Raw genomic sequence first — 23,579 nt, 5'->3', positions numbered from 1 at the left:
TAGTGATCTTGTTTTTTCATTTACCATTTTCGATACATATTGGCGCACATCACTTGACCCAATACATAAAGGGTGGAATTTTTTTGCAATTTTACCGTATGCCTTTGTTGTTTGCGTAGCGCTGCGCGGATACCATCGCCCCAAAATTCACTGTAATAATCTGTTCTAACTTGTGTCAGACGGTAAGTGTCGCAGTTGAGTATTTTATATTGACGCACGGATCGCGCGTAAAGTTCAGGACGGTTTTTATACACGAATAAGCCTTTGTCTGAATTAATCACGACATCAAAATGAATTAAATGTTTGTCTTCGTTATCTACCCAAACTGATTGGGTATCCACATAATATTCGGCATTTGGTGCTAACTTGAAATAGCCCGCTTTGGTTAAGGTTGGTAGCACGAGTTTGACTTCGGGAGGAGGCGAAGTTGGAGTGGTAGAACAAGCAGCGAGCAACATTACACTCAGTGATAAACCTAATTTTCTCATTTTGACCTCCTTACATTCTGAGGAAGAATGCGTGTTGATTAGGTTAAAATTATTCTTGCATATTTGGGGGGCAATTTCTAACAAAAAAAGCCAATTTTGTGAGCTGTTGCACAAATCAAAATGCGTCTAAAGAATGAAAATAATGAGACAAGAGAAAATTTATCGCAAACGATTGCGTAGGCGTGATACAATACGCGCGATTTTTAGTAACTCAAGTCATATAGGAAAAAATCGTGAGCAAACAATCATTAAGTTACAAAGATGCAGGTGTCGATATTAACGCTGGCAATGCGTTAGTGGAAAAAATTAAAGCCGATGTAAAACGCACTACGCGTCCAGAAGTGATGGGGGGATTGGGTGGCTTTGGCGCTCTTTGTGCATTGCCAAGTAAATATAAAGAGCCAATTTTGGTGTCAGGCACAGATGGTGTTGGGACAAAATTACGCCTTGCCATTGATTTGAATAAACACGATACCATTGGCATTGACTTGGTCGCGATGTGCGTGAATGATTTAGTGGTGCAAGGCGCTGAACCACTATTTTTCCTTGATTATTATGCCACAGGTAAATTAGATGTTGATGTGGCAGCGAGTGTGATTAAAGGTATCGCAAATGGTTGTGAGCAAGCAGGTTGTGCCTTAGTCGGCGGTGAAACTGCTGAAATGCCCGGTATGTATCATCAAGGTGATTATGATTTGGCGGGGTTCTGCGTCGGTGTCGTAGAAAAATCTGAAATTATTGACGGTAGTCGGGTGAAAGTGGGCGATGCCTTAATCGCATTAGGCTCAAGTGGGGCGCATTCCAATGGCTATTCATTAATCCGTAAAGTAATCGAACGTTCAGGCATTGAGCCAGCTACAGCACAATTAGACGGAAAACCTTTCGCCGATCAAGTGTTAGCGCCAACAAAAATTTATGTAAAATCCATTTTGCAATTAATCAAACACGTGTCTGTTCACGCCATTTCTCACTTAACAGGCGGTGGTTTTTGGGAAAATATTCCACGCGTGTTACCACATAATGTGAAAGCGGTGATTGATGAATCAAGCTGGCAATGGCCTGCTATTTTCAACTGGCTACAAGAACAGGGCAACATTGAACGTTATGAAATGTACCGCACTTTCAATTGTGGTGTGGGAATGATCATTGCCTTGCCACAAGATCAAGTGGAAACCGCGTTAGCATTATTACACCAAGCGGGCGAAACGGCGTGGCAGATTGGGCATATTGAAAGCCTAAGTGAAGGTGAACAGCAGGTTATTATTCGTTAATGAAAAAGATCGCTGTATTAATTTCTGGTGAGGGGCAAACCTTGCAAAGCATTATTGATGCCTGCAAGGTTGGCGATATCCCCGCACAAATCTGTGCTGTCATTTCTAATAAAGCAACGGCTTATGGATTACAACGGGCAAAAATGGCTGAAATTCCTACCGCACTTTTTGAGCGAAAAGATTATGCAGATAATAAGCAAATGGATCAGGCTATTGGTGATTATATCGCCATATTAGGGGCGGATTTGATTGTTTTAGCGGGGTATATGAAAATTTTGACTGCTGAATTTACCCAACGTTTTGCGGGAAAAATTCTCAATATTCATCCTTCATTGTTACCGAAATACCCCGGCTTACATACTTATCAGCGAGCTTTAGAGGCGGGCGAACAAGAACACGGCACAACGGTGCATTTTGTCAATGAAGAGGTAGATGGCGGGGCAATTGTGCTACAAGCAAAAGTGCCGATTTTTCCTGATGATGACGTGGTTGATATTGAGCAGCGAGTGAAATATCAAGAGCAACAAATTTATCCTTTGGTGATTAAATGGTTTGTGACCGATCGCTTAACGCTTGAGGCTGGCAAGGCTTATTTAGATGGCAAGCGCTTGCCAAATGCAGGGTATGCCATCGATTAACGATACAAAGCACAAACGCAGGTTTGTGCTTTTTCGTTATGTTGAGCGAGAAAGAATTTTATTAAGTGCGGTCATTTTTGGGTGAGTTTTTGGTATAGTAGCGAAAAAATTTATCACAACCTAGGATTTATAAATGGCAGAAAAAATTCTTATTGATGAAGATCGATTTATGCGAACCATTTCGCGGATTTCACACGAGATCATAGAAAAACATCAACATCTTGATGACTTAGTGATCGTCGGCATTAAACGCCGTGGGGCAGAAATCGCAGAATTAATTAAGCGTAAAATTAATGATTTAACGGGGAAAGAAGTCCCTTCCCTTGATTTGGATATTACTTTTTATCGCGATGATTTAGAATATGTTGAGCCACAAAGTCAATCACCTGTGTATAGCGGCGCATCAAATTATGTGAGTATTCAAAATAAAATTGTAATTTTGGTTGATGATGTGTTGTTCACGGGGCGCACCATTCGAGCGGCGTTAGATGCGTTAATTGATTTTGGGCGAGCAGCAAAAGTGGAATTAGTGATTTTTGTGGATCGCGGACACCGTGAATTGCCAATTCGTGCCGATTATGTCGGCAAAAATGTGCCAACCAGTCGTGCGGAAAAAGTGCAAGTTCGCACGATGAAGTTTGATCAATGTTATGAAGTAGCGCTGGTATCAAAATAAACGTCGTGTAAAAAATGTTTTATCAAACTAAATCGATGAACCTTTTGGCAAATTGACACTCTAACGTAAAATAATTTGAACTAATAAATGGAAAATATGAAAGGATTTAACTTTAAAGCGATTTTAGTAGGTTTGGTGGGATTATTTGCGCTTTCAGCGAATGTATCTGCTGTAGAACGCGTGGTTGCCACAGTGAATGGAAGCCCTATTTTAGAAAGCCAAGTGCGTACTGCTTTAGGTAAAAAGGCCAATACAGAAGCAAATCGCGAGGCGGCATTAAATACGGTGATTGATGATATTTTAGTTAATCAAGCCATTAAAGATTCTGGCGTGAGTGTGAGTAGCGCACAAGTTGATCGTGTAATGGAAGATATTGCGGCACGCAATGGCTTGACGTACGGACAACTACTTGATGTATTGGATTATCAAGGCATTAACTATCATCAGTATCGCCAACAGATCGCAAATCAATTATTAATGTCGGAAGTGCGCAATCAGGCGATTGGTAAAAGTGTTGATGTAACCCGAGAAGAAGTGCAAGAACTTGGGCAAAAATTGCTTGATCAAGCGAAAGCACAGGGTAAAGAGAAAAAAGTAACTGGAACAGAATACCAAGTTCGTCATATCTTATTGAAATTAAACCCATTATTAAATGATGCGCAAGCGAAAGCGCAATTAACTCAAATTCGTGCGGATATTTTGGCGCACAAAACCACCTTTGCTGATGCCGCATTAAAATATTCTAAAGATTATTTATCTGGCGCGAATGGCGGCAGTTTAGGCTTTGCTTTCCCAGAAACCTATGTGCCACCCTTTGCTAAAATGGTACAAAGCACGAAGAAAGGCACCATTTCAGCCCCATTTAAAACAGAATTTGGCTGGCATATTTTAGAAGTTACTGACACTCGCCAAGGGGATCGTACCCGTGATGCTTATATGCAAAAAGCCTATGAACAGTTAGTTAATCAACAACTGCGTGAAGCCTCACAAGATTGGGTGAAAGCCTTGCGTAAAACAGCGAATATTAAATATTTCAAGTAATTTGAAGCAATCACGAAATCCCAGCCCCAATGCTGGGATTTTTGTTTTATAATAGCGTGTCTTTTTTAACAGTGATAAATCATTATGAGTTCAAGAAAACATCTAGGTCATACCGCCCGTAAACGTTTTGGGCAGAACTTTTTATCAGACGATAATATTATTCAAAGCATTGTGGCAGCCATTTATCCACAGCCAGATCAATTCTTAGTAGAAATCGGCCCCGGTTTGGGGGCGCTAACAGAACCTGTGGCGGAGCGAGTTGAGCGTTTAACCGTTGTGGAGTTAGACCGAGATTTGGCTGAACGTTTGCGTCATCACCCATTTTTACATCAAAAGTTGAATGTGATTGAAACAGATGCGATGCAGTTTGATTTTGGGCAACTTTACCGTGATGAGCATTTAGCGGAAAAAAATCAGAAATTACGCATTTTCGGCAATCTTCCTTATAACATTTCAACGCCATTAATGTTCCATTTGTTCAACTATTGCGAACAAATTCAAGATATGCACTTTATGCTACAAAAAGAAGTGGTAAAACGTCTTTGCGCTGCACCGAATAGCAAGGCTTACGGACGCTTAACCATTATGGCGCAATATTTTTGCCAAGTAATGCCTGTATTGGAAGTGCCGCCGACAGCTTTCAAACCAGCACCCAAAGTGGATTCTGCGGTGGTGCGCTTAATTCCACACAGCACGCTTCCGCACCCTGTGAAAGATTTATACTGGCTCAATCGCGTGTGTACGCAAGCCTTTAATCAACGTCGTAAAACCTTGCGTAATGCACTTTCTACGTTATTTTCTGCAGAAAATCTCACCGCACTTGGTATTGATTTGAACGCACGAGCGGAAAATCTCTCCATTGCCGATTATGCAAGATTGGCAAACTGGCTGTGTGATAATCCTGTGCTGGAAAATGAACAGAGTGAAGTGGAATAAACAATGGCAACTTATTTAGTCGGTGATCTGCAAGGCTGTTATGATGAACTGCACGCTTTGCTGGAAAAGGTAAAGTTTGATCCAAGCCAAGATGTCCTTTATTTGGTTGGTGATTTGGTGGCGCGAGGGGATAAATCGCTTGAATGTTTGCGTTTAGTCAAATCGCTTGGCGAGTCGGCTCACACTGTGCTAGGCAATCACGATTTGCATTTAATTTCTACCGCACTTGGAATTAAGCAAGTGAAGCCCAAAGATCGTGTGGATGCCATTTTCAACGCCCCTGATTTTCACGAGTTGATTGACTGGCTTAGCCAGCAGCCTTTACTTATTCATAATGAGCAAGCCAATTTCTTGCTCACTCACGCCGGCATTTCACCTGATTGGGATCTTGACACCGCGAAAGCTTGTGCTAGCGAAGTGGAACAAGTGCTACGCCACGGTGATTATTATGCAATGATCGCGCAAATGTATGATAACCAGCCAGATCGCTGGTCGCCTGATTTGCACGGTATCGACCGTTTACGTTACATTATTAATGTGTTTACCCGTATGCGTTTTTGCTATTATGATCACCGCCTTGACTTTGATTGCAAAGCCCCTGTTGATGAAGCCCCCGTTGAACTGACACCTTGGTTTAGGCTTAATAATCCCTTGTTTAAAACACAAAATATCGTCTTTGGCCATTGGGCAAGTTTAGTGGATACGCCTACGCCAGCTAATATTTATGCCCTTGATACCGGCTGTGTGTGGGGCAATCGAATGACAATGCTACGCTGGGAAGATAAGCGTTATTTTACTCAACCAGCAATGAAACAATATACCTAAAAAATGAAGGCAAAACCGATTACCTCTGCTAGTTGCGATCTGTTTAATCTGCCTTTTTTTCAGTTCGCACAAATGAAAAAATTTTGCCCTGAACAAATCCCACAAATTAAAGCGGATTACAAACGGGACTGGAATTTATGGAAGACCGCCATCTTACAAGTGGCACAACAGCTTGGCGCACCTTTTGCTGAACCTCATATTGAAAAATGGTGTAACGGTTGGCAAGTGCGGGCGCATTTTTTTGCTTATTTTAAATATGAATTTAACAAAAATTCCGCAGCGATTCTATCGGTTATCTTAAATCGTCGCCGTTTACAAGTGAGCCTTGATTGGCATTGCTACCGAGCTGATCGCTCGCAAATCAATGTGCAACAATACAACCAATGGGTTGAACAGTTGGATCAAGTACAGTATGCCGATTTTGATTTTTGGCGTGGTGATGAAAGCGAATACGCTGATTTCCGCAAAGTGCGGTCGCTTTCTGCACAGGATTTTTTACTCAACAATGATGAAGATTTTTTCTGTATAGGAAAAAATATTGAAAAAGCTGAATTAGATCACATTGATGCGGTGGAATTTATCGTACAAACTATTCAAGAGTTACTGCCGTTGTATGAAAAATGTCATTCATAGTTCATTATATTTATTGAGCTATTTCTTTAATGTGTTAATTGTACGAATTACTCCCCCTTTTTTATAAATAAATGCATAAATTATCTGTTTGGTTCTAGGGGAAATATTTGGGCTATTTTTTATCAGCTTCCAGAAATCATTGTTATGGTAACTAGGTTTTTTGAAAATTGCTTTCCATATATTTTCTACTGCTTGAGGGCTTGCTAGCTTTTCTAATATAATATGTAAAGCGGTGCCGCAAAAATAAATAGAAGAATCATTGTTACTGTTATTCATAATCTCATTTTTATGCTGTTTATCTAAGTAAAAACGGCGACAGCGAGTTAAATAAGCAGATTTTATTTTTTCTAATTTGTCTTTTTTGATATAACCTAAATCGGATAAAAGTTGAAAAGCAAAATAATCTGCACTTCCCTCATGTAACCAATGAGTTTGTTTATGTTCGTGTTCGTAAGCATTCCAGAGGTGAAATATTTCGTGCGCAATAAATTGATAAAGTTGGAAATAGGATTGTTGAGAGAGTGTTAATACATTATTTACGTTGTAAGAAAGAAAATTTTCTATTGCATCTCCTTTATAATAAAAATTCCCTCTGTTTTGATTATTGTGAGTAAAGTCTATGATCATAATTGGTTCTTTTTTGGATAAATGACCAAATTTTTTTGCATAGTAAGAAAAGATGTCTTTAGCTAATGAGTGAAGTTTATTTTGTAGGGGAGCATTTTCTGGCAAGCCGATAATTTTTATTTTTTCAGGCTTTCCGAAAAATATATATCTTTTTCCAAGTACATAGTTTTTAGGATCTTGTTTTATTTTTATCAATGGGTATTTATTATGTTCCGTGTGATTTTTATTTGTCGTTGTATTGTTTTTATAAATAATCTTGTATGGGAAAAGATATTCAGAATATAAGAGAAACTCACCATTGCTGTATAACCGTAATGGGTCGTAAAAATCTTCAGACGTAATCGGTTTGATATGTAGTGTTACTTTAAATTTTCCATCATTAGAATTCATTATACTTTTTTCTGGAATAAAAACCTCATTAAAAATAGGATCTATGACTATCTTTTTCGCATTATCTAATTGGAAGTTAAGTATAAGTTTATTATCTTGTTTTTGCAAAGAAAGTGTATTTTGCCCAAAGGCAAGAGAACAAAACAAGTAAAATAATGTGGGCAGGAAAATTATACGCAATAAAGTCAAAGACATTTTCATTATTTTTCTCTATTTCAGTTTCTTAGACTTGAATATTTCCGAGCATTATAGATTAAATCTTATTTAAAAAGTGTGATGTCCTTCACAAAATGATGATGTCATATTTTTTAGAAATTTGAGTGATGTGGTCGGAGGTAACATTGATTTTTAGGGAATGTTTAAAGCTGGAGTTAGCCCCATATATTTAGTGTAGAATTAGTGTAAGGTACTATCAATTTTCCCCATTTTACGCTATCCTATACCACATTTTCTTATTCATCTATACCGCTAAAATCGCCTCTGGTAAAGGGGGGAAAGTGCGGTCAATTTTTTGATAATTTTTTAAAGGTAACATTATGCAAGAACAATATCGCCCTGATTTGATTGAGAGTGAAGTGCAGAAATATTGGGCTGAAAATAAGACGTTTAAAGCGGTGCAAGATCCGAGTAAAGAGAAATATTATTGCCTTTCAATGTTCCCTTATCCATCTGGTCGCTTGCATATGGGACACGTTCGTAATTATACCATTGGTGATGTCATTTCTCGTTACCAGCGAATGAACGGTAAAAATGTGTTACAGCCAATGGGGTGGGATGCATTTGGTTTACCTGCGGAAGGAGCAGCGGTGAAAAATAAAACCGCGCCTGCCAAATGGACCTACGAAAATATTGAATATATGAAAAATCAGCTCAAAATTTTGGGCTTCGGTTTTGACTGGGATCGTGAAATTGCCACTTGTAAACCTGAATATTATAAATGGGAGCAATGGTTCTTCACGGAGCTTTACCGCAAAGGCTTAGTGTATAAAAAAACCTCTAGCGTAAACTGGTGTCCGAATGATGAAACTGTGCTTGCTAATGAGCAAGTTCACGAAGGGCGTTGCTGGCGTTGTGATACCCCTGTGGAACAAAAAGAGATCCCACAATGGTTTATTAAGATTACTGACTATGCTGAACAATTATTGGGCGGTTTAGATCAACTGCCTGAATGGCCTGATATGGTGAAAACGATGCAGTGTAACTGGATCGGTCGTTCAGAAGGGGTAGAAATTACCTTTAATATTGAAAATTCTGATGAAACCGTAACGGTTTATACGACACGTCCAGATACGTTCTATGGCGTGTCGTATCTGGCTGTTGCCGCAGCACACCCATTAGCGGAAAAAGCAGCACAAAATAACCCCGCACTTGCCCAATTTATTCAAGAAGCAAAAAATACTAAAGTGGCGGAAGCAGAGCTTGCCACAATGGAGAAAAAAGGAATGGCAACGGGCATTCACGCCATTCACCCGATTACAGGGAAATTAGTGCCTGTTTGGGTCGCTAACTTTGTGTTAATGCATTATGGCACAGGAGCGGTAATGGCGGTGCCAGCACACGATGAGCGTGATTATGAATTTGCTAAAAAATATGATTTACCGCTTTACCCTGTTATCACGCCAGAAGACGGTAGCTCGTTAGATTTATCACAGCAGGCTTATACTGAACACGGTATTTTGATTAATTCAGCAGAATTTGATGGCTTAGGTTTTGATGCTGCATTCAAAGGGATTGCGGATAAATTAGAACAAATGGGTGTGGGCAAACGTCAAGTGAATTATCGCTTACGCGATTGGGGGGTATCACGCCAACGTTATTGGGGCGCACCAATCCCTATGCTTACCCTTGAAAATGGTGAAGTTGTGCCGGCACCACTTGCAGATTTGCCAATTGTATTACCTGAAGATGTGGTGATGGACGGCGTTCGTAGCCCAATCAAAGCTGATCCAAATTGGGCAAAAACCACTTACAATGGGCAACCTGCATTGAAAGAAACCGATACCTTCGACACCTTTATGGAATCTTCGTGGTATTACGCGCGTTACACTTGTCCAGATTTCCACCAAGCAATGTTGAACCCTGAAGAGGCAAATTACTGGCTGCCAGTGGATCAATATATCGGTGGTATTGAACACGCCACAATGCATTTACTTTATTTCCGTTTCTTCCATAAATTATTGCGTGATGCTGGTTTAGTAAACACAGATGAGCCAGCAAATAAATTATTATGTCAAGGAATGGTCTTAGCTGATGCGTTTTATTACACCAGCGACACCAACGAACGCATTTGGGTCTCGCCAACCAAAGTTACGCTTGAGCGTGATGAAAAAGGACGTATTATCCGTGCTATTGATGATGAAGGACGCGAGTTAGTCCATAGCGGAATGACGAAGATGTCAAAATCGAAAAACAATGGTATTGACCCACAAGAAATGGTGGAAAAATACGGTGCAGATACCGTACGCTTATTTATGATGTTTGCTTCCCCTGCTGAAATGACCTTAGAATGGCAAGAATCTGGCGTGGAAGGGGCAAACCGTTTCTTACGCCGTTTATGGAATTTAGTCTTTGAGTACAGTAAAAATCCTGCAAAAACAGCGCTAAATCCAACCGCACTTTCTAACGCTCAAAAAGCCTTACGCCGTGATGTGCATAAAACTATTGCGAAAGTGAGCGATGATATCGGTCGTCGTCAAACTTTTAACACGGCGATTGCTGCGGTGATGGAGCTAATGAACAAATTAACCAAAGCCCCATTAGAAGATGAACAAGATCGCACGGTAATGGCTGAAGCGTTAAATGCGGTCGTTAAAATGCTTTATCCGATCACTCCGCACATTTGTTTCCAATTATGGAAAGAGCTTGGAAATCAAGGGGCGATTGACTTTGCCCCTTGGGTGAAAGCCGATGAGCAAGCAATGATCGATGACGAAAAACTGGTAGTGGTGCAAGTCAATGGTAAAGTGCGCGCTAAAATTACTGTGCCTGCGGATATGGCAGAAGAGGCGATTAAAGACATTGCGCTTGCTGATCCGAATGTACAAAAATTCTTAGATGGTCTAAACATTGTGAAAACCATCTATGTACCCGGTAAGTTATTTAGCTTTGTAGCGAAATGATCCTATGCCCCACGCATTAGGTGGGGCGAATTATTAAGAGAAAATCAAATGTTGAACTTACTTAAAAAATTATCTCTCGTCAGTGTTGTTGCATTACTCACGGCTTGTGGTTTTCATTTCCAAAATGGCGAATTAATTCCGCAAGAACTAAGAACATTGCGTCTAGAAAGCCGTGATCCTTATGATGCGATGACGATTGCAATGCGTAAGCAGTTAAGAGCCAATAATATCCAACTTGTTGAGCAAGGCGATGTGGTGGTGTTCCGCTTAAATAATGTGCGTGAGAACAGTGAAGTGGCATCTATTTTCAAGCAAGGACGTGAGGCTGAAAAAGTATTAGTGTTACAAGTGGAGGCGAACATTCAGCTGAAAAACAAGCAACGTTATCCAATTAATACGCAAGTAACTCGCACTTTCTTTGATAACTCACGTGCAGCATTAGCCAAATCTGCCGAAAAAGAGGTAATTTGGAATGATATGCGTGAGCAAGCAGCGCGCCAACTTATCAGCAAAATGGTGGCGTTAAAACAGCAGGTGAAAAGCCAATAATGCAACGTCTGTTTGCCGATCAGCTCAGTGCCTCGCTAGATAAAAAGTTAGCATCAATTTATTGTTTAGTGGGGCAAGATCCTTTGCTTTTACAAGAAAGCAAGGATCTCATTTGCACAACGGCAAAACAGCAAGACTTTGATGAAAAAAATGAAATGACTATTGATAATAGCACCGATTGGATCGCCTTAAACGAACAAGTGCAATCAATGGGATTATTTTTCAGTCGTCAAATTTTAGTGTTAAATTTTCCTGAAAATCTCACCGCACTTTTACAAAAGCGTATCGCTGAATTAATAAGTTTGTTAAATCAAGATGTGCTACTCATTTTGCAAATGGCAAAACTCACCAAACCAATGGAAAAACAAGATTGGTTTGTGCAAGCCAGTCAGTTTGATCCGCAATTTTCTCTCGTAAATTGTCAAACACCAAGTATTGAACAATTACCTCGTTGGATTGTTGGGCGTAGTAAAACCTTAGAAATCTTTATTGAGCCAGAGGCAATCCAGCTTTTGTGTTATAGCTATGAAAATAATCTTCTTGCCTTAAAACAGACCTTGCAGCTACTAGCATTGCTTTATCCAAAGGATAAAATCACCTTATCTCGCGTGCAAAATGTGGTGGAACAATCCTCCGTGTTTACCGTATTTCAATGGGTTGATGCCTTACTTGAGGGAAAAAGCCAACGTGCCAGACGAATTTTAGCAGGGTTGCGTGGTGAGGAAATTCAGCCTGTAATTTTATTGCGTACCTTGCAACGTGAGTTAATAACCCTTTTGACACTCACTCAACCACAACAAGGGATGAGCAATATTGATCAAGGGCTTTCTACGGCGAAATTGCGTGAAAAATTTGATCAACTTAAAATTTGGCAAACACGTCGCCCACTTTTCTTACAAGCGATTCAACGCTTAAACTATCGTAAACTGTATGAAATTATTCAACAGCTCGCCGAATTAGAACGTTTGGTAAAACTTGAATTTAGTGATGATGTATGGGAAAAACTGGCGGATTTATCTATACAAATTTGTCATTAGATTTTCGTATTAGTCAGCATTTTTCCAACCTAGTGCTTACTTAACATCTTATAAAAACTGCGTTTTTTCACTTAAATAGAATGAATTTTAGCGAGAATGTGTGCCAAACATTGCGAAAAAGCCTGTGGATTTTCTTGATGAGCATTATGTCCTGCATTGGGAATGAAATGTAAGTTGAGTTGGTTTTCCACCGCCATTTGACGGAATTTGACATCTTTTTCACCGCAAAGATAAAAAATTGGCAAGGAATTTGACCGCACTTGTGAGCGAAAATCAGGTTGTGTGGCAAGAGAAGTGGCTTTGAGCATTTGAGCAATATTTTCACCACAATTAGCTTGGCGAAGTTTAATCAAGACCTGCCGTTGTTCAGCGGTTAAGTGGCTAAACACGGGTTGTTGATACCAATCTTCTAACACCTGATGAGCTGGCTGAGTGGCAAAACGTTCAGCCCAATCACAATCATTTTGCCAGCGTTGTTGGCGTTCTTGCTCGGAGGTTAGCCCTAAATTTGCCCCCTCTAAAATCAACCCTTGTAAATCACCTTTTTCTACTTCGGCTTGTAAGGCATAGTAAAGAGCAAGCCGTCCACCTAGTGAATAACCAATTAAAAAATAGGGCTGATTTTGCACCGCACTTTGAATTTGTTGAGTGAGTATTTCTGCTGCGTTGTCAAAATCTGTCACGTTAATATGTTTATTCTCCCCGTGTAAGGGGAGATCAAGAGCGAGACAGGAAAAGTGCGGTAGTTTTTCGATGATTTTTTGCCAATCCGCCTTTGTACCAAGTAAACCGTGCAGAAAAACTAAATGGGGCTTTGCCATTACTTAAGCTTCTTATCTAAGCGCCAATGACTGCGTGGCTAATTTGTTCAATCAGACGTTTATAAATATTACTGCCGTCGCTATTGTTCACCTTAATTTCGATTAAAGTGGCTTCGCGGCGGAAATAAGCCTGTTTAAGCACGGAGCTGAGATCCGCCCAAGTGTAAGGACGTGCATATTTGAGATCAAACATTGATGCCGCGTGAGAAAATTCTAAATTATGCGGCATACGATAGAATTTATTTTTCATTTCCGCATCCACAGGCAGCATATCGAAAATTGCACCGCCATTATTATTGATCACAAAAATAATGGTTGGCTGGTTTACTTTTTTAAGCAATGCTAAGGAATTGAGATCGTATAGGGCGGAAGTATCTCCAAGCATTGCTACCACAGGCTGGTTTGAGCCTAAACTTAAGCCTGTTGCGGTGGCAAGTAAACCGTCAATGCCACTTGCACCACGGTTGGTGTACACCGGGTAGCCTTCTGGCAATTTAGTTAGGGCATCAACCAAGCGTACAAAGAGGCTGTTGCCCAAAAAGAGCAGTCCATTATTGGGTAATAAACGCTCTAAATGGTGAGCTAAAGAGGCCTCATTCAAATTACCGCCCACTTGCTGTTCCACAAAGCTGGCACAGAACTTAGCCAGTGCGATTGGCTCTAATAACCAAGGTTTCTGGCGTAAAGGGGGATGGGCGCGTAGCCAATGATGAATTTTTCCATTAAAACGGGTGTGTGCGTGATGGTTTGGATCAACCGAATTATCTGAAGGTTCAACGATCCAATATTCCCCTTTAAAGGCCGCCATAAATTGATTTATACGTTTGCTAATAAAGTGCGAGCCAAATTGCAACACAATATCTGCTTCAAGCAATTTTTTCTTAACGGTTTGATTTGCCAGCCAAATATCCGCATAAGGTAGGGTTGGCTCAACGCCAGATTGAATATCTGTGAGCATAATCCAGCCTTGCGTTTCAGCCCAAGTGCGAATGCCCATAGCTTGCTCTGTGGGGAGTTTTCCAACCAAAATAATCCCACGTTTTGTACGCCAATGATCCCAATGTTCGTGCATTACCACTTCTTTTTGTGGGGCTTGATGGTTATGCCACGGTTTGTTTTGGCTTAACCAACGCTGAATTGGCATAAGCCAAGGATGTTGATCAATTTGTTCTGCATTGGCTTCATATAACGGCTCAGCAAATGGCATATTAATATGCACGACACCAGCGTGCTGGCTTTGTCGATAACAAGCCTGTTCCACAAGCGAAATCAGCCAGTTAGGTGAATAATCTTGGCTAGGACGAGGTAAATTTATTGTTGCGACAGGATAATCAGCAAAAATGTTGTGCTGTAAAATGGCTTGATTTGCACCACACTCCAATAATTCAGGCGGGCGATCGGCACTCAATACAATGAGATTTACCCCACTTTGGCGCGCTTCAATCACCGCGGGATAAAGATTTGCCACTGCCGTGCCAGAAGTTACAATAATCGCCACAGGCTTTTTATTTGCTTTAGCTAAACCAAGGGCGAGAAAACCCAAACCACGTTCATCAAAATGGGTATGGCATTTGGCTTTGCCACCTTGTTCAAGGCGAGCGGCTTCTAACGTGAGTGGGGTAGAACGAGAACCGGGCGCAATGCAAAAATGGCTAACCCCTTGACGAATCAGGGTTTCCAAGATCACTTTTGACCAACAACGATTAAATACACTCACTGACATAGGGTTCTCCATTGATTTTGTTCGTTCTTTCTATGTTTATTCTTGTAATAAAGAAATTAATCCTAAGGCTTTACGCTCAATTTCTTGCCATTCTAACAAGGGAATAGAGCCTTCAACAATCCCCGCACCGGCAAAAACGCGAATTTGTTCTTGCTCAATGAACGCTGAGCGAATCGCCACACAGAATTCTGCCCATTCTTTTTGCATTACGCCTAATGTTCCTGCATACCAACGGCGGTCAAAGGTTTCCGTTTGACGTAAAAATGCGATGGCTTCGTTTCGTCCCAAGCCTGCTACTGCCGCGGTGGGGTGAATGGCATTTAAGAAAAGGTTATCACCATATTCGGGGGAAATCTGTGCAGAAATTTTACGTCTTAAATGCTGCACTTGGCGCAAGGTCTTCAGACCTAAGGGCGAAACCTCAATATGTTGGCTATAAGGTGCAAGGTGTTGCTTAATGTCATCAACAACGAGTTGATTTTCATAAATATTTTTTTTATCTTGCAGAAGCCATTGGGCTTGTTGTGCGGTTTCTTGTGCATTTTCACCCACTAAGGCTGTCCCTGCCAATGCTTCGGTTTGCAGTTGTGTGCCTTGCCGTTGATACAGGCGTTCAGGGCTTGAGCCAATAAAAATACATTCTTCCGTTTCAGCAAATAGAAAATGATAGCAACCGAAATTATAGCGTTCACTTTCAGCCAAAAAATCATAGGCGTTCAGTTTTCCTTCTGAGTGGAAAAGTGTTTCATTCGCCAATACAATTTTATTTAGTAAGCCTTGCTTAATCTGCTGTAAACCTTGTTCTACCCATTCACACCATTGTGCTTGTGCTGCCCGTTTTTGCCCAAAATGAATGGATTGTTGAATTGGACAAAGTGCGGTGCTTTTTTCAAAAGTTTCTAATGCGTTTAAGCAGGCTTGGTATTCTTGTGCAAAATCTTTTGTTTGATCGATGAATAGTTGAATTTTTAGCTTATTTTCTTGCTGTTGCAAATACAAACGTGGTAAGAAAAATTGGCTTTCACCATAAAATTGCACACCGCCCACTAAGGGATAATGGTTTTCTTGCATAAAAGCTTGTGCCAGATTTAATTCCAAAAAACACCGCACTTGTCCGATAGCGGCGACAACTTGCTTACTATCACGGAAATTAAGGTAAAACTGCGGATAGGTTTTTTGCGCTTTTAGCCAGCTTAATAAATTGAGGTTCGTAACCATTTCTGCCTGCACACAAGCGATCTTCTTATGTTCAAGCAGAGAAGGGCGGAGTTGCGCCAAAAGCTGTTGTTTTATTGTGCGTAAATTATCCATTTAAAAAGCGTTGTTTTTGGCAAAAAAATCAGTTAAAAATAAGGGCTAATTCTACCGCACTTTATGAAAATTTTTTATAAAATCTTTTCATCTTTGTAAAATAAGCGTAAAGTGCGGTAAGAAATAAGCCGATTTTTATCGGCAATTTTTTACCCCAAATGATAACCGCACGCAACATTATTGATATTGCAACCAAAAGGATAATAACAATGACAACCTTTCCTAAATCAAGCAAGTTAGAACACGTTTGTTACGATATTCGTGGGCCAGTGCATAAAGAGGCGCTACGTTTAGAAGAAGATGGACATAAAATCTTAAAATTAAATATCGGCAATCCTGCGCCTTTTGGTTTTGAAGCCCCAGATGAAATTTTGGTGGATATTTTGCGTAATCTGACCTCAGCACAAGGTTATTGTGATTCCAAAGGGTTATATTCTGCACGTAAAGCCATTGTGCAATATTACCAATCAAAAGGCATTCAGGGCGCAAATGTGAATGATGTTTATATCGGTAATGGCGTGTCTGAGCTGATTATGATGTCAATGCAAGCCTTATTGAATAATGATGATGAAGTGTTGATCCCAATGCCTGATTACCCATTATGGACAGCTGCTGCTACGTTAGCGGGCGGAAAAGCGGTGCATTATTTATGTGATGAACAGGCAGATTGGTTTCCTGATTTAGCTGATATTAAAAGCAAAATTACCTCTCGAACTAAGGCTATTGTGATTATCAACCCAAATAATCCAACGGGGGCAGTGTATAGCAAAGACTTATTGCAAGGTATTGTGGATATTGCCCGTGAACATAAATTGATTATTTTTGCCGATGAAATTTATGACAAAATTTTGTATGACGATGCGGTTCATCATCATATTGCGGCACTTGCGCCGGATTTATTAACCATTACCTTTAATGGGTTGTCTAAATCTTATCGAGTTGCAGGTTTCCGTCAAGGCTGGATGATTTTAAATGGCCCGAAACAGCACGCAAAAGGTTATATTGAAGGGCTAGATATGCTCGCTTCAATGCGTTTATGTGCAAATCACCCAATGCAACACGCCATTCAAACCGCATTAGGGGGCTATCAAAGCATTAATGAATTTATTCTGCCCGGTGGGCGCTTATTAGAACAACGCAATAAAGCTTATGAACTGATTAATCAAATTCCGGGAGTGAGTTGCGTGAAACCAATGGGCGCGCTTTATATGTTCCCCAAAATTGATGTGAAAAAATTCAATATTTACGATGATGAAAAAATGGTGCTGGATTTGTTGCGTCAAGAGAAAGTGCTATTAGTACACGGCCGCGGTTTTAACTGGCATTCCCCCGATCACTTCCGCATTGTTACCTTGCCTTATGTAAATCAAATTGAAGATGCGCTTGGGCGATTAGGACGTTTTCTAGCTAATTATCGTCAGTAATCTATCAATTTAAACGCCAGTTCGCGGCTGGCGTTTTCCCCTTAAATTGTTTTATTCGCCAAAATCCTCGGGTAAGTGATGTAGCATTGCTTTCCAAATGCTGCTACTACGTTCGCGGTTTTCAGCGAGGCATTGAATAGTCAGTTCAACATTGCCTTGCTCACAACTTTTGCGCAGTGCTTGGTAAAATTGCATCGTGAATTGACGCGATTTTGCTTCAGAAAAGAATAAAGAGGCCACTTGGTGGTAGAGATCTTTAAAGCTATTTAAAATTAAACCATAGACGGGTTTGTTTGCGACAAAGGTAAACGCGCGGTATAAATGATAGTCAAATTCAGCGTACGCCTGTGGCGTGTCTGCCAAGTGCGGTAGATTTTCAAATAATTTTAATGACGCGACGGGATCGGTTTGAATGGCTTCAGGGATATACTGTTCGCCCATTTTTGTACGTAATGAAACAACATTGGTAATAATCACAGGAATAGTGGATTTATCCAGTTGAATGAGTGTGCTGATGATATTTGGTCCGGCGGTTTCCCATACGTTATTCACGCGGGTTGGTTTGCCGTGCTGAATACTTAGCCAACCATCACGGGCAAGGCGTTGCAACACTTCTCGCAATGTCGTTCTGGTTACCCCGATTTTTTCTGCTAATTCCCGTTCTGCGGGTAGATCAGAACCCGGCGGAAAATGGTTATTCCAAATGCTTTTTACAATATATTCCTCAGCTAATCCCGCTGGGCTTTGGGCTTTAAGAAGCGACTGATGATTATTCATACTTTTGCGCAATTATTTTTTGAAAAATTTGTGACATAGATAACAAAATAGAGATTTGTTATTATCCTTGAAAGGTGGATATATTACAATTGGCACAGTTGTATTTTTTCATTTTAAGGTAAAGGTCGTAATATGAACTATTATCAAGCATTTCTAAAAAATTTTCTTGGTTCAAGTCCTGACTGGTACAAATTAGCCATCGTTGGATTTTTAGTTTTAAATCCAATTTTGTTTTTTTGTGTTAGCCCATTTATTGCAGGCTGGGTGTTAGTGGCTGAATTTATTTTAACCCTTGCAATGGCGTTAAAATGTTATCCGTTACAACCCGGCGGGCTATTAGCCATTGAAGCGGTAATGATTGGAATGACTCGCCCTGAACACGTTAAGGCAGAAATTATGGCAAATTTTGAAGTGATTTTGCTCTTAATGTTTATGGTGGCTGGCATTTATTTTATGAAGCAACTGCTACTTTTTATTTTTACTAAGTTGCTACTCAATATTCGCTCTAAATTGGTTTTGTCTCTTTCATTTAGCTTAAGTGCGGCATTTCTTTCTGCATTTTTGGATGCCTTAACAGTGGTGGCAGTGATTATTAGTGTGGGAATGGGGTTTTATGGTGTTTATCATAAAGTGGCTTCAGGGAAACACTTTGATGATTCTGATGATATTAATGATGATAAACATATTGGTAATCGTAAAGACACGTTGGAAGAATTTCGTGCCTTTTTACGTAGCTTAATGATGCACGCTGCGGTGGGAACGGCGTTAGGCGGTGTAATGACAATGGTGGGAGAACCACAAAATTTAATTATTGCCGAACAAGCGAAATGGGGCTTTGGTGAATTCTTCTTCAGAATGACGCCAGTTACGATCCCAATCTTAATTTGTGGTGTATTAACTTGTATTGCTGTCGAAAAATTTCACTTATTTGGTTACGGTGCAAAACTTCCACGCAAAGTTTGGGGCGTGTTGGCAAAATTTGATCGTAATCGCCAACGTAAAATGAATAATCAAGAACGTATTAAACTTATTATTCAGGCTCTTGTGGGAATTTGGCTTGTCGTTGGGCTGGCTTTCCATCTTGCTGCAGTAGGATTAATAGGCTTAAGTGTCATCATTTTATGTACTTCCGCTTGTGGTATTACGAGTGAACACGCATTGGGTAAGGCATTCCAAGAATCGTTACCTTTTACAGCCTTGCTTGTGGTATTTTTCTCGGTGGTGGCTGTTATTGTTGATCAACACCTTTTCGCACCGATTATTCATTTTGTACTGTCTGCCTCCGAAAATGTTCAGTTAATGCTGTTCTATATTTTTAATGGGGTATTGTCTGCGATTTCAGATAATGTCTTTGTCGCAACGGTCTATATTAATGAAGCAAAAGCTGCGTTGGAACAACATATTATTTCACCACAACAATTTGAATTACTTGCTGTGGCGATTAACACGGGGACAAACTTGCCATCTGTCGCAACACCAAACGGACAAGCCGCATTTTTATTCTTGCTCACTTCCTCGCTTGCGCCGTTAATTCGTTTATCTTACGGAAGAATGGTTTATATGGCGCTACCTTATACAATTGTGCTATCTTTAGTTGGATTAGCTGCAGTAGAATTTTTATTGCCTACATTAACACAGTTTTTAACTCAACTAGGATTAGTTACTCCAGTATAAGAAGGATTTAAAATGCTGAAATATTTCAAACAGTTATCACTAAATCGTGGCGGTTGGTTGCTTTTATTGATCTCAACAATCGCCTTAGAAAGCACCGCACTTTATTTTCAACACGGAATGGGATTAGCCCCTTGCGTGATGTGTATTTATGAGCGTGTTGCATTGCTTGGCATTACATTTTCAGCATTAATTGGCTTGCTTTACCCTCGCTCACTCATTTTGCGCGTATTGGCATTATTAGTGGGCTTGGGGAGTGCGGTAAAAGGCTTATTACTGGCAATCAAACACGTTGATTATCAACTTCATCCTGCGCCTTGGAATCAATGTTCTTATATGGCGGAGTTTCCACAGACATTGCCTTTGGATCGCTGGTTGCCTTATATATTTAACCCAACCGGATCTTGTGCAGATATTACATGGTCATTTTTAGGTTTTTCAATGGCGCAATGGATTATCGTAATTTTTGCATTTTATAGTTTATTACTAGCGGTGTTATTAATCAGTCAATTTAAACGTTTAGAGCAAACAAGAAATATCTTTAGATAATTGAATTATAATGAAGATCTCATTTAAAAATTAAATGATTGTAATAAGCACAGCTAAAAGTTTCAGGTGATTTGGAATAACTAATAGAAAAGTAGTTTAAATTAGTATTCATAAAATAAGCTTGCCTAGTCATTACTAGGCATATGGATGAATTACCTAATATAAAAAATATGTCAGTTTAATCTTCTGAATAAGTATAGAATTAGATTTTTGATTTATGTCAGAGACAGATCCTTCATTACGCATACTTAATATGCAAATATTGCGTCAATTACGCCATTATCTATTACTTGCAGAAAGGTATTTTCAACGTGCTTTCCCAATGCCTGAAATAAACTATCAGCTACGAGGTGTGAAAGCAGGCGTGGCATATTTGCAGAAAAACGAAATCCGTTTTAACCGCACGTTACTACTGGAAAATCCCGAATATTTTTTGCAGCAAATTGTCCCTCACGAATTGGCACATTTAATTGTTTATCACGTTTTTGGGCGAGTAGCACCACACGGTAAAGAATGGAAAGCTGTGATGGAAACGGTTTTTCAGCAACCTGCTGAAATTTATCATCATTTAGATATTAAAAACGTGCAAGGTAAAACCTTTGCTTATCGCTGCGGTTGCCGCACTCACAATCTCAGCGTACGTCGTCATAACAAAGTGCAAAAGCAAAGTGCGGTGTATTTTTGCCGCGAATGTAAACAGCCATTAACTTACTTAAAAATCGCTTAGAAGCTTCATTGTCAATTTTCATCCGATATAAATTATTGCAAAATGTATTGCTTTTAAGAGCGTGGTTTTCCACCGCATTTTTTTTATGCTGAAATCGTTTAGCTTTATTTGATGAAGCCTTTCTAAATGTTTACAATACAGCAATTTTCTTAATGAACGGTAACATAATGAAACGGCATCAACTTCTGTTACAAGAAATGGGGCTTTCCCAATGGCAACTGGTTCGCCCTGAAAGCTTGCAAGGTGTAGTTAATATTCCTATTGATGAGCGGGTACGGTTGGTGATCATTAGTGAGGCTGAAAATCCCCCTATTGCGTTATTACAGGATATTTTGCGTAGCTTAGATGTGAAGCAAAATGAATATTTAACGATTCATTTTGATTTTATCCCGCATTTGCACGTCAGCCACGAAGTGCATTATTGGTTATTAAGCGAAAATTCAGAAAAAATCCACCGCACTTTGCCGTATTGTCAAAAAGCCTTGAGCCAATGGTTATCACCAGATTGGGAAACCTTGATGGCAAGCCCGCAAGAAAAGCGTCAATTATGGCAGCAAATTCAAGGAATTAATCCATAATGATAAAGATCTCACCGATTCAATCACAAGATTTTGATCGATTATTTTCGATCGAACAGCAAGCGCATCTTGTGCCTTGGTCTTTAGGGACATTAAAAAATAATCAAGGTGAACGCTATTTCAATTTAAAATTAGAGAAAGAGCAGCATATTATCGGTTTTGCCATTTGTCAGAAAGTGCTTGATGAAGCTACCTTGTTCAACCTTGCCATTGATCCAGCTTATCAAGGGCAAGGCTTAGGAAAGCAATTATTGCATTCTTTAATCGATGAATTGCGCGAGCAGGGCATTTTGACATTATGGTTGGAAGTACGTCAATCCAATGAAATCGCGCAAAGGCTTTATCGGCAATGCGGCTTTAACGAAGTGGATATTCGCAAAAATTATTATCCGACGTTAGACGGCAGACGAGAAAATGCTGTGGTAATGGCGTGCTATTTATAAGGAACAACAATGCTAGAACGTTATCGTGGGGAAATTATCCTTTTATTTGTGACCATTTCTGCTGCCATTGGCTGGTTCTTTTCAAAATATGCTATTGATGCCTTGCCCTCGGTGGGATTTATCGGCTTGCGATTTTTTCTTGCTGCGTTGGTTTTCTTGCCTTTTGCTTATCCTCATTTACGCCGTTTGAATCATCGTCAGGTGCTTAATGCCTTGCTAATTGGGGGCGTTTTTGCGGTTTTTCTTGGTGTTTGGATTTTGGCAATCACCAATAATACCAATTTTGGTGAAGGGGCGTTTCTCACCAGTTTATCAATGTTAATTGCGCCGTTGCTCGCTTGGCTGCTGTTCAAACAAAAACCGCAATGGCGTTTTTGGCTCAGCTTGCCCATTGCGATTTCAGGCTTGTATTTTCTTGCTTTAGGTGATAATGGGTTTAATCTTTCTTCAGAGAATAGCTTGTATTTACTCACTTCACTGTTAGCTGCGACTTATTTTGTGCTTAATCATCATTATGTTCGCCATATTCCTGTGCTGCCTCTCACCACCATTCAGCTAGCAATGGTTGGTATTTTATGTGGTTTGTATTCGATTTTTATGGAAACTTGGCCAGAGGATATTCCGAATGAAACTTGGGGCTGGCTGGCAGCCAGTGTGCTGATCGCAACCAATTTTCGTTTTTTATTGCAAACCCTTGGTCAGAAGTATTCCAGTGTAGGAAATGCGGCATTAATTATGTTGCTTGAGCCTGTGTGGACACTTTTTTTAAGTATGATGATTTTTCACGAACCGCTTACATCACATAAGGCATTAGGTTGTGGGTTAATTTTTCTGGCGTTAATGTTCTACCGCTTGCCGAAAGAAAAGCTGAAACAATTTTTGCGTAGAAAAAAATAGTAAAAAAACACCGCACTTTCTTTAGTTATATCGAGAGCCTAACTCGTTGGCAATATTGTTGATATGGCTTGCCAAAAAGTGGTAATAATGTTTGTTCTTCTTGCTTAATTTGGAACTGATTTATAATCATAATAAAGCAAATCGGTTCTAAAATTGCTAATTCTTTTCCTAGCCACAAAAACTAGCTTAGCAAGACCAGCCATAAGCTAAGGTGCATTGGGTTAGGGCTGTACGCATAAATGCCTTTTGTGATAAGACGGGAGGTTTTCTCTGTTGCTAGTATGCTTATGGTTGTTTTAGCTTGATGAAATTGCCAAAGGCTACAAATGGCAATAAGGCTTGCCAATATCCTTATGGGGAGAAGAAAGAGAGGCGGGAAAGAGAATAATCCAGCGGGAGGAACAAAATACATTCCGCCCGCATAGGCA

Annotated in this window: 24 protein-coding genes; 17 read left to right on the top strand and 7 right to left on the bottom strand. The window is 40.0% G+C overall.

Annotated elements, in window-relative coordinates:
* Positions 1–20: 20 nt before the first annotated feature.
* Positions 21–488, bottom strand: coding sequence for a surface-adhesin E family protein (locus L4F92_RS09420; RefSeq protein ID WP_250363529.1), 468 nt, complete (start codon positions 486–488; stop codon positions 21–23).
* A gap of 233 nt (positions 489–721) precedes the next feature.
* Here L4F92_RS09420 and purM point away from each other — a divergent pair, with 233 nt between their 5' ends.
* From purM to L4F92_RS09385, 7 genes are all read left to right on the top strand, one after another.
* The gene (purM, locus tag L4F92_RS09415) at positions 722–1,759 is read left to right on the top strand and encodes a phosphoribosylformylglycinamidine cyclo-ligase (RefSeq protein WP_250349563.1); all 1,038 of its coding nucleotides are present in this window, start codon (positions 722–724) and stop codon (positions 1,757–1,759) included.
* Entirely contained in the window at positions 1,759–2,397 is a 639-nt protein-coding gene (purN, locus tag L4F92_RS09410; RefSeq protein ID WP_250363528.1) for a phosphoribosylglycinamide formyltransferase, read from the top strand. Before purM ends, purN begins: the two co-directional genes overlap by 1 nt.
* Positions 2,398–2,530: 133 nt before the next feature.
* On the top strand, positions 2,531–3,073 hold the full coding sequence (pyrR, locus tag L4F92_RS09405) for a bifunctional pyr operon transcriptional regulator/uracil phosphoribosyltransferase PyrR (RefSeq protein WP_250363527.1): 543 nt from the start codon (positions 2,531–2,533) through the stop codon (positions 3,071–3,073).
* A 96-nt stretch (positions 3,074–3,169) separates the two neighbouring features.
* Positions 3,170–4,114, top strand: coding sequence for a peptidylprolyl isomerase (locus L4F92_RS09400; RefSeq protein WP_250363526.1), 945 nt, complete (start codon positions 3,170–3,172; stop codon positions 4,112–4,114).
* Positions 4,115–4,198: 84 nt separating this feature from the next.
* The gene (gene rsmA, locus L4F92_RS09395; protein WP_250363525.1) at positions 4,199–5,050 is read left to right on the top strand and encodes a 16S rRNA (adenine(1518)-N(6)/adenine(1519)-N(6))-dimethyltransferase RsmA; all 852 of its coding nucleotides are present in this window, start codon (positions 4,199–4,201) and stop codon (positions 5,048–5,050) included.
* Positions 5,051–5,053: 3 nt separating this feature from the next.
* Positions 5,054–5,875: a bis(5'-nucleosyl)-tetraphosphatase (symmetrical) ApaH gene (apaH, locus tag L4F92_RS09390; RefSeq protein WP_250363524.1), complete on the top strand. Its 822-nt coding sequence runs from the start codon at positions 5,054–5,056 to the stop codon at positions 5,873–5,875.
* Positions 5,876–5,878: 3 nt separating this feature from the next.
* Positions 5,879–6,508: a glucose-6-phosphate 1-dehydrogenase family protein gene (locus L4F92_RS09385; protein ID WP_250363523.1), complete on the top strand. Its 630-nt coding sequence runs from the start codon at positions 5,879–5,881 to the stop codon at positions 6,506–6,508.
* A gap of 18 nt (positions 6,509–6,526) precedes the next feature.
* Here the strand turns inward: L4F92_RS09385 and L4F92_RS09380 are convergent, their stop codons facing one another.
* Positions 6,527–7,726, bottom strand: a complete 1,200-nt coding sequence (locus L4F92_RS09380; protein WP_250363522.1) for a hypothetical protein — start codon at positions 7,724–7,726, stop codon at positions 6,527–6,529.
* A 335-nt stretch (positions 7,727–8,061) separates the two neighbouring features.
* Here L4F92_RS09380 and leuS point away from each other — a divergent pair, with 335 nt between their 5' ends.
* Genes leuS through holA form a run of 3 tightly spaced genes read left to right on the top strand, consistent with a single transcriptional unit; the run spans position 8,062 to position 12,230 of the window.
* On the top strand, positions 8,062–10,644 hold the full coding sequence (leuS, locus tag L4F92_RS09375; protein WP_250363521.1) for a leucine--tRNA ligase: 2,583 nt from the start codon (positions 8,062–8,064) through the stop codon (positions 10,642–10,644).
* Positions 10,645–10,692: 48 nt separating this feature from the next.
* Positions 10,693–11,193 carry an LPS-assembly lipoprotein LptE gene (locus tag L4F92_RS09370; RefSeq protein WP_250363520.1) on the top strand — a complete coding sequence of 167 codons (501 nt, stop codon included), beginning with the start codon at positions 10,693–10,695 and terminating at the stop codon, positions 11,191–11,193.
* On the top strand, positions 11,193–12,230 hold the full coding sequence (gene holA / locus L4F92_RS09365; RefSeq protein ID WP_250349574.1) for a DNA polymerase III subunit delta: 1,038 nt from the start codon (positions 11,193–11,195) through the stop codon (positions 12,228–12,230). The genes L4F92_RS09370 and holA overlap by 1 nt, the downstream gene beginning before the upstream one ends.
* A 71-nt stretch (positions 12,231–12,301) precedes the next feature.
* On the opposite strand, the gene menH is transcribed toward holA, so the two are convergent.
* Genes menH through L4F92_RS09350 form a run of 3 tightly spaced genes read right to left on the bottom strand, consistent with a single transcriptional unit; the run spans position 12,302 to position 16,085 of the window.
* Positions 12,302–13,051 (bottom strand): 2-succinyl-6-hydroxy-2,4-cyclohexadiene-1-carboxylate synthase, encoded by a 750-nt coding sequence (gene menH, locus L4F92_RS09360; RefSeq protein WP_250363519.1) that lies wholly within the window; start codon positions 13,049–13,051, stop codon positions 12,302–12,304.
* A gap of 16 nt (positions 13,052–13,067) precedes the next feature.
* The gene (gene menD, locus L4F92_RS09355; protein ID WP_250363518.1) at positions 13,068–14,774 is read right to left on the bottom strand and encodes a 2-succinyl-5-enolpyruvyl-6-hydroxy-3-cyclohexene-1-carboxylic-acid synthase; all 1,707 of its coding nucleotides are present in this window, start codon (positions 14,772–14,774) and stop codon (positions 13,068–13,070) included.
* A gap of 36 nt (positions 14,775–14,810) precedes the next feature.
* Entirely contained in the window at positions 14,811–16,085 is a 1,275-nt protein-coding gene (locus tag L4F92_RS09350) for an isochorismate synthase (RefSeq protein ID WP_250363517.1), read from the bottom strand.
* Positions 16,086–16,294: 209 nt separating this feature from the next.
* On the opposite strand from L4F92_RS09350, the gene L4F92_RS09345 reads away from it, so the two are divergent.
* Entirely contained in the window at positions 16,295–17,509 is a 1,215-nt protein-coding gene (locus L4F92_RS09345; protein ID WP_250349578.1) for a pyridoxal phosphate-dependent aminotransferase, read from the top strand.
* Positions 17,510–17,560: 51 nt separating this feature from the next.
* On the opposite strand, the gene fadR is transcribed toward L4F92_RS09345, so the two are convergent.
* Complete coding sequence (gene fadR, locus L4F92_RS09340; RefSeq protein WP_250363516.1) at positions 17,561–18,286, bottom strand: fatty acid metabolism transcriptional regulator FadR; 726 nt, start codon at positions 18,284–18,286, stop codon at positions 17,561–17,563.
* Between the two features lie 132 nt (positions 18,287–18,418).
* Here fadR and nhaB point away from each other — a divergent pair, with 132 nt between their 5' ends.
* The 6 genes from nhaB to L4F92_RS09310 all read left to right on the top strand — a co-directional run bounded on the left by nhaB (position 18,419) and on the right by L4F92_RS09310 (position 23,151).
* Positions 18,419–19,960, top strand: coding sequence for a Na(+)/H(+) antiporter NhaB (gene nhaB, locus L4F92_RS09335; RefSeq protein WP_250349580.1), 1,542 nt, complete (start codon positions 18,419–18,421; stop codon positions 19,958–19,960).
* 12 nt (positions 19,961–19,972) lie between these two features.
* A complete protein-coding gene (dsbB, locus tag L4F92_RS09330) occupies positions 19,973–20,506 on the top strand; it encodes a disulfide bond formation protein DsbB (protein ID WP_250349581.1) in 534 nt (177 codons plus the stop codon).
* 217 nt (positions 20,507–20,723) lie between these two features.
* Entirely contained in the window at positions 20,724–21,233 is a 510-nt protein-coding gene (locus L4F92_RS09325; protein WP_250363515.1) for a SprT family zinc-dependent metalloprotease, read from the top strand.
* A 167-nt stretch (positions 21,234–21,400) separates the two neighbouring features.
* Positions 21,401–21,811, top strand: a complete 411-nt coding sequence (locus tag L4F92_RS09320; RefSeq protein ID WP_250363514.1) for a DNA polymerase III subunit psi — start codon at positions 21,401–21,403, stop codon at positions 21,809–21,811.
* On the top strand, positions 21,811–22,254 hold the full coding sequence (gene rimI, locus L4F92_RS09315; RefSeq protein ID WP_250363513.1) for a ribosomal protein S18-alanine N-acetyltransferase: 444 nt from the start codon (positions 21,811–21,813) through the stop codon (positions 22,252–22,254). The genes L4F92_RS09320 and rimI overlap by 1 nt, the downstream gene beginning before the upstream one ends.
* A 9-nt stretch (positions 22,255–22,263) precedes the next feature.
* On the top strand, positions 22,264–23,151 hold the full coding sequence (locus L4F92_RS09310; protein ID WP_250363512.1) for a DMT family transporter: 888 nt from the start codon (positions 22,264–22,266) through the stop codon (positions 23,149–23,151).
* Positions 23,152–23,332: 181 nt separating this feature from the next.
* Here L4F92_RS09310 and L4F92_RS09305 read toward each other — a convergent pair whose 3' ends face one another.
* On the bottom strand, positions 23,333–23,563 hold the full coding sequence (locus L4F92_RS09305; protein ID WP_250363511.1) for a methyltransferase: 231 nt from the start codon (positions 23,561–23,563) through the stop codon (positions 23,333–23,335).
* Between the last annotated feature and the right edge of the window lie 16 nt (positions 23,564–23,579).

It is taken from the genome of Avibacterium sp. 21-595, from assembly GCF_023611905.1.
In the GTDB taxonomy this organism is placed as follows: domain Bacteria; phylum Pseudomonadota; class Gammaproteobacteria; order Enterobacterales; family Pasteurellaceae; genus Avibacterium.
The sequence above is the reverse complement of the archived record's forward strand: the minus strand, read 5'-3'. Positions and strand labels throughout refer to the sequence as shown.

Excerpts from the sequence above, each read along its gene's own strand:
- L4F92_RS09320 (WP_250363514.1), top strand. The coding sequence starts at position 21,401 with ATGAAACGGCATCAACTTCTGTTACAAGAAATGGGGCTTTCCCAATGG.
- leuS (WP_250363521.1), top strand. The coding sequence starts at position 8,062 with ATGCAAGAACAATATCGCCCTGATTTGATTGAGAGTGAAGTGCAGAAA.
- L4F92_RS09370 (WP_250363520.1), top strand. The coding sequence starts at position 10,693 with ATGTTGAACTTACTTAAAAAATTATCTCTCGTCAGTGTTGTTGCATTA.
- nhaB (WP_250349580.1), top strand. The coding sequence starts at position 18,419 with ATGAACTATTATCAAGCATTTCTAAAAAATTTTCTTGGTTCAAGTCCT.
- L4F92_RS09350 (WP_250363517.1), bottom strand. The coding sequence starts at position 16,085 with ATGGATAATTTACGCACAATAAAACAACAGCTTTTGGCGCAACTCCGC.
- L4F92_RS09305 (WP_250363511.1), bottom strand. The coding sequence starts at position 23,563 with ATGTATTTTGTTCCTCCCGCTGGATTATTCTCTTTCCCGCCTCTCTTT.
- L4F92_RS09380 (WP_250363522.1), bottom strand. The coding sequence starts at position 7,726 with ATGAAAATGTCTTTGACTTTATTGCGTATAATTTTCCTGCCCACATTA.
- dsbB (WP_250349581.1), top strand. The coding sequence starts at position 19,973 with ATGCTGAAATATTTCAAACAGTTATCACTAAATCGTGGCGGTTGGTTG.
- holA (WP_250349574.1), top strand. The coding sequence starts at position 11,193 with ATGCAACGTCTGTTTGCCGATCAGCTCAGTGCCTCGCTAGATAAAAAG.
- L4F92_RS09310 (WP_250363512.1), top strand. The coding sequence starts at position 22,264 with ATGCTAGAACGTTATCGTGGGGAAATTATCCTTTTATTTGTGACCATT.
- L4F92_RS09325 (WP_250363515.1), top strand. The coding sequence starts at position 20,724 with ATGTCAGAGACAGATCCTTCATTACGCATACTTAATATGCAAATATTG.
- pyrR (WP_250363527.1), top strand. The coding sequence starts at position 2,531 with ATGGCAGAAAAAATTCTTATTGATGAAGATCGATTTATGCGAACCATT.
- L4F92_RS09345 (WP_250349578.1), top strand. The coding sequence starts at position 16,295 with ATGACAACCTTTCCTAAATCAAGCAAGTTAGAACACGTTTGTTACGAT.
- rimI (WP_250363513.1), top strand. The coding sequence starts at position 21,811 with ATGATAAAGATCTCACCGATTCAATCACAAGATTTTGATCGATTATTT.
- purN (WP_250363528.1), top strand. The coding sequence starts at position 1,759 with ATGAAAAAGATCGCTGTATTAATTTCTGGTGAGGGGCAAACCTTGCAA.
- L4F92_RS09400 (WP_250363526.1), top strand. The coding sequence starts at position 3,170 with ATGAAAGGATTTAACTTTAAAGCGATTTTAGTAGGTTTGGTGGGATTA.
- L4F92_RS09420 (WP_250363529.1), bottom strand. The coding sequence starts at position 488 with ATGAGAAAATTAGGTTTATCACTGAGTGTAATGTTGCTCGCTGCTTGT.
- apaH (WP_250363524.1), top strand. The coding sequence starts at position 5,054 with ATGGCAACTTATTTAGTCGGTGATCTGCAAGGCTGTTATGATGAACTG.
- menH (WP_250363519.1), bottom strand. The coding sequence starts at position 13,051 with ATGGCAAAGCCCCATTTAGTTTTTCTGCACGGTTTACTTGGTACAAAG.
- rsmA (WP_250363525.1), top strand. The coding sequence starts at position 4,199 with ATGAGTTCAAGAAAACATCTAGGTCATACCGCCCGTAAACGTTTTGGG.
- fadR (WP_250363516.1), bottom strand. The coding sequence starts at position 18,286 with ATGAATAATCATCAGTCGCTTCTTAAAGCCCAAAGCCCAGCGGGATTA.
- menD (WP_250363518.1), bottom strand. The coding sequence starts at position 14,774 with ATGTCAGTGAGTGTATTTAATCGTTGTTGGTCAAAAGTGATCTTGGAA.
- L4F92_RS09385 (WP_250363523.1), top strand. The coding sequence starts at position 5,879 with ATGAAGGCAAAACCGATTACCTCTGCTAGTTGCGATCTGTTTAATCTG.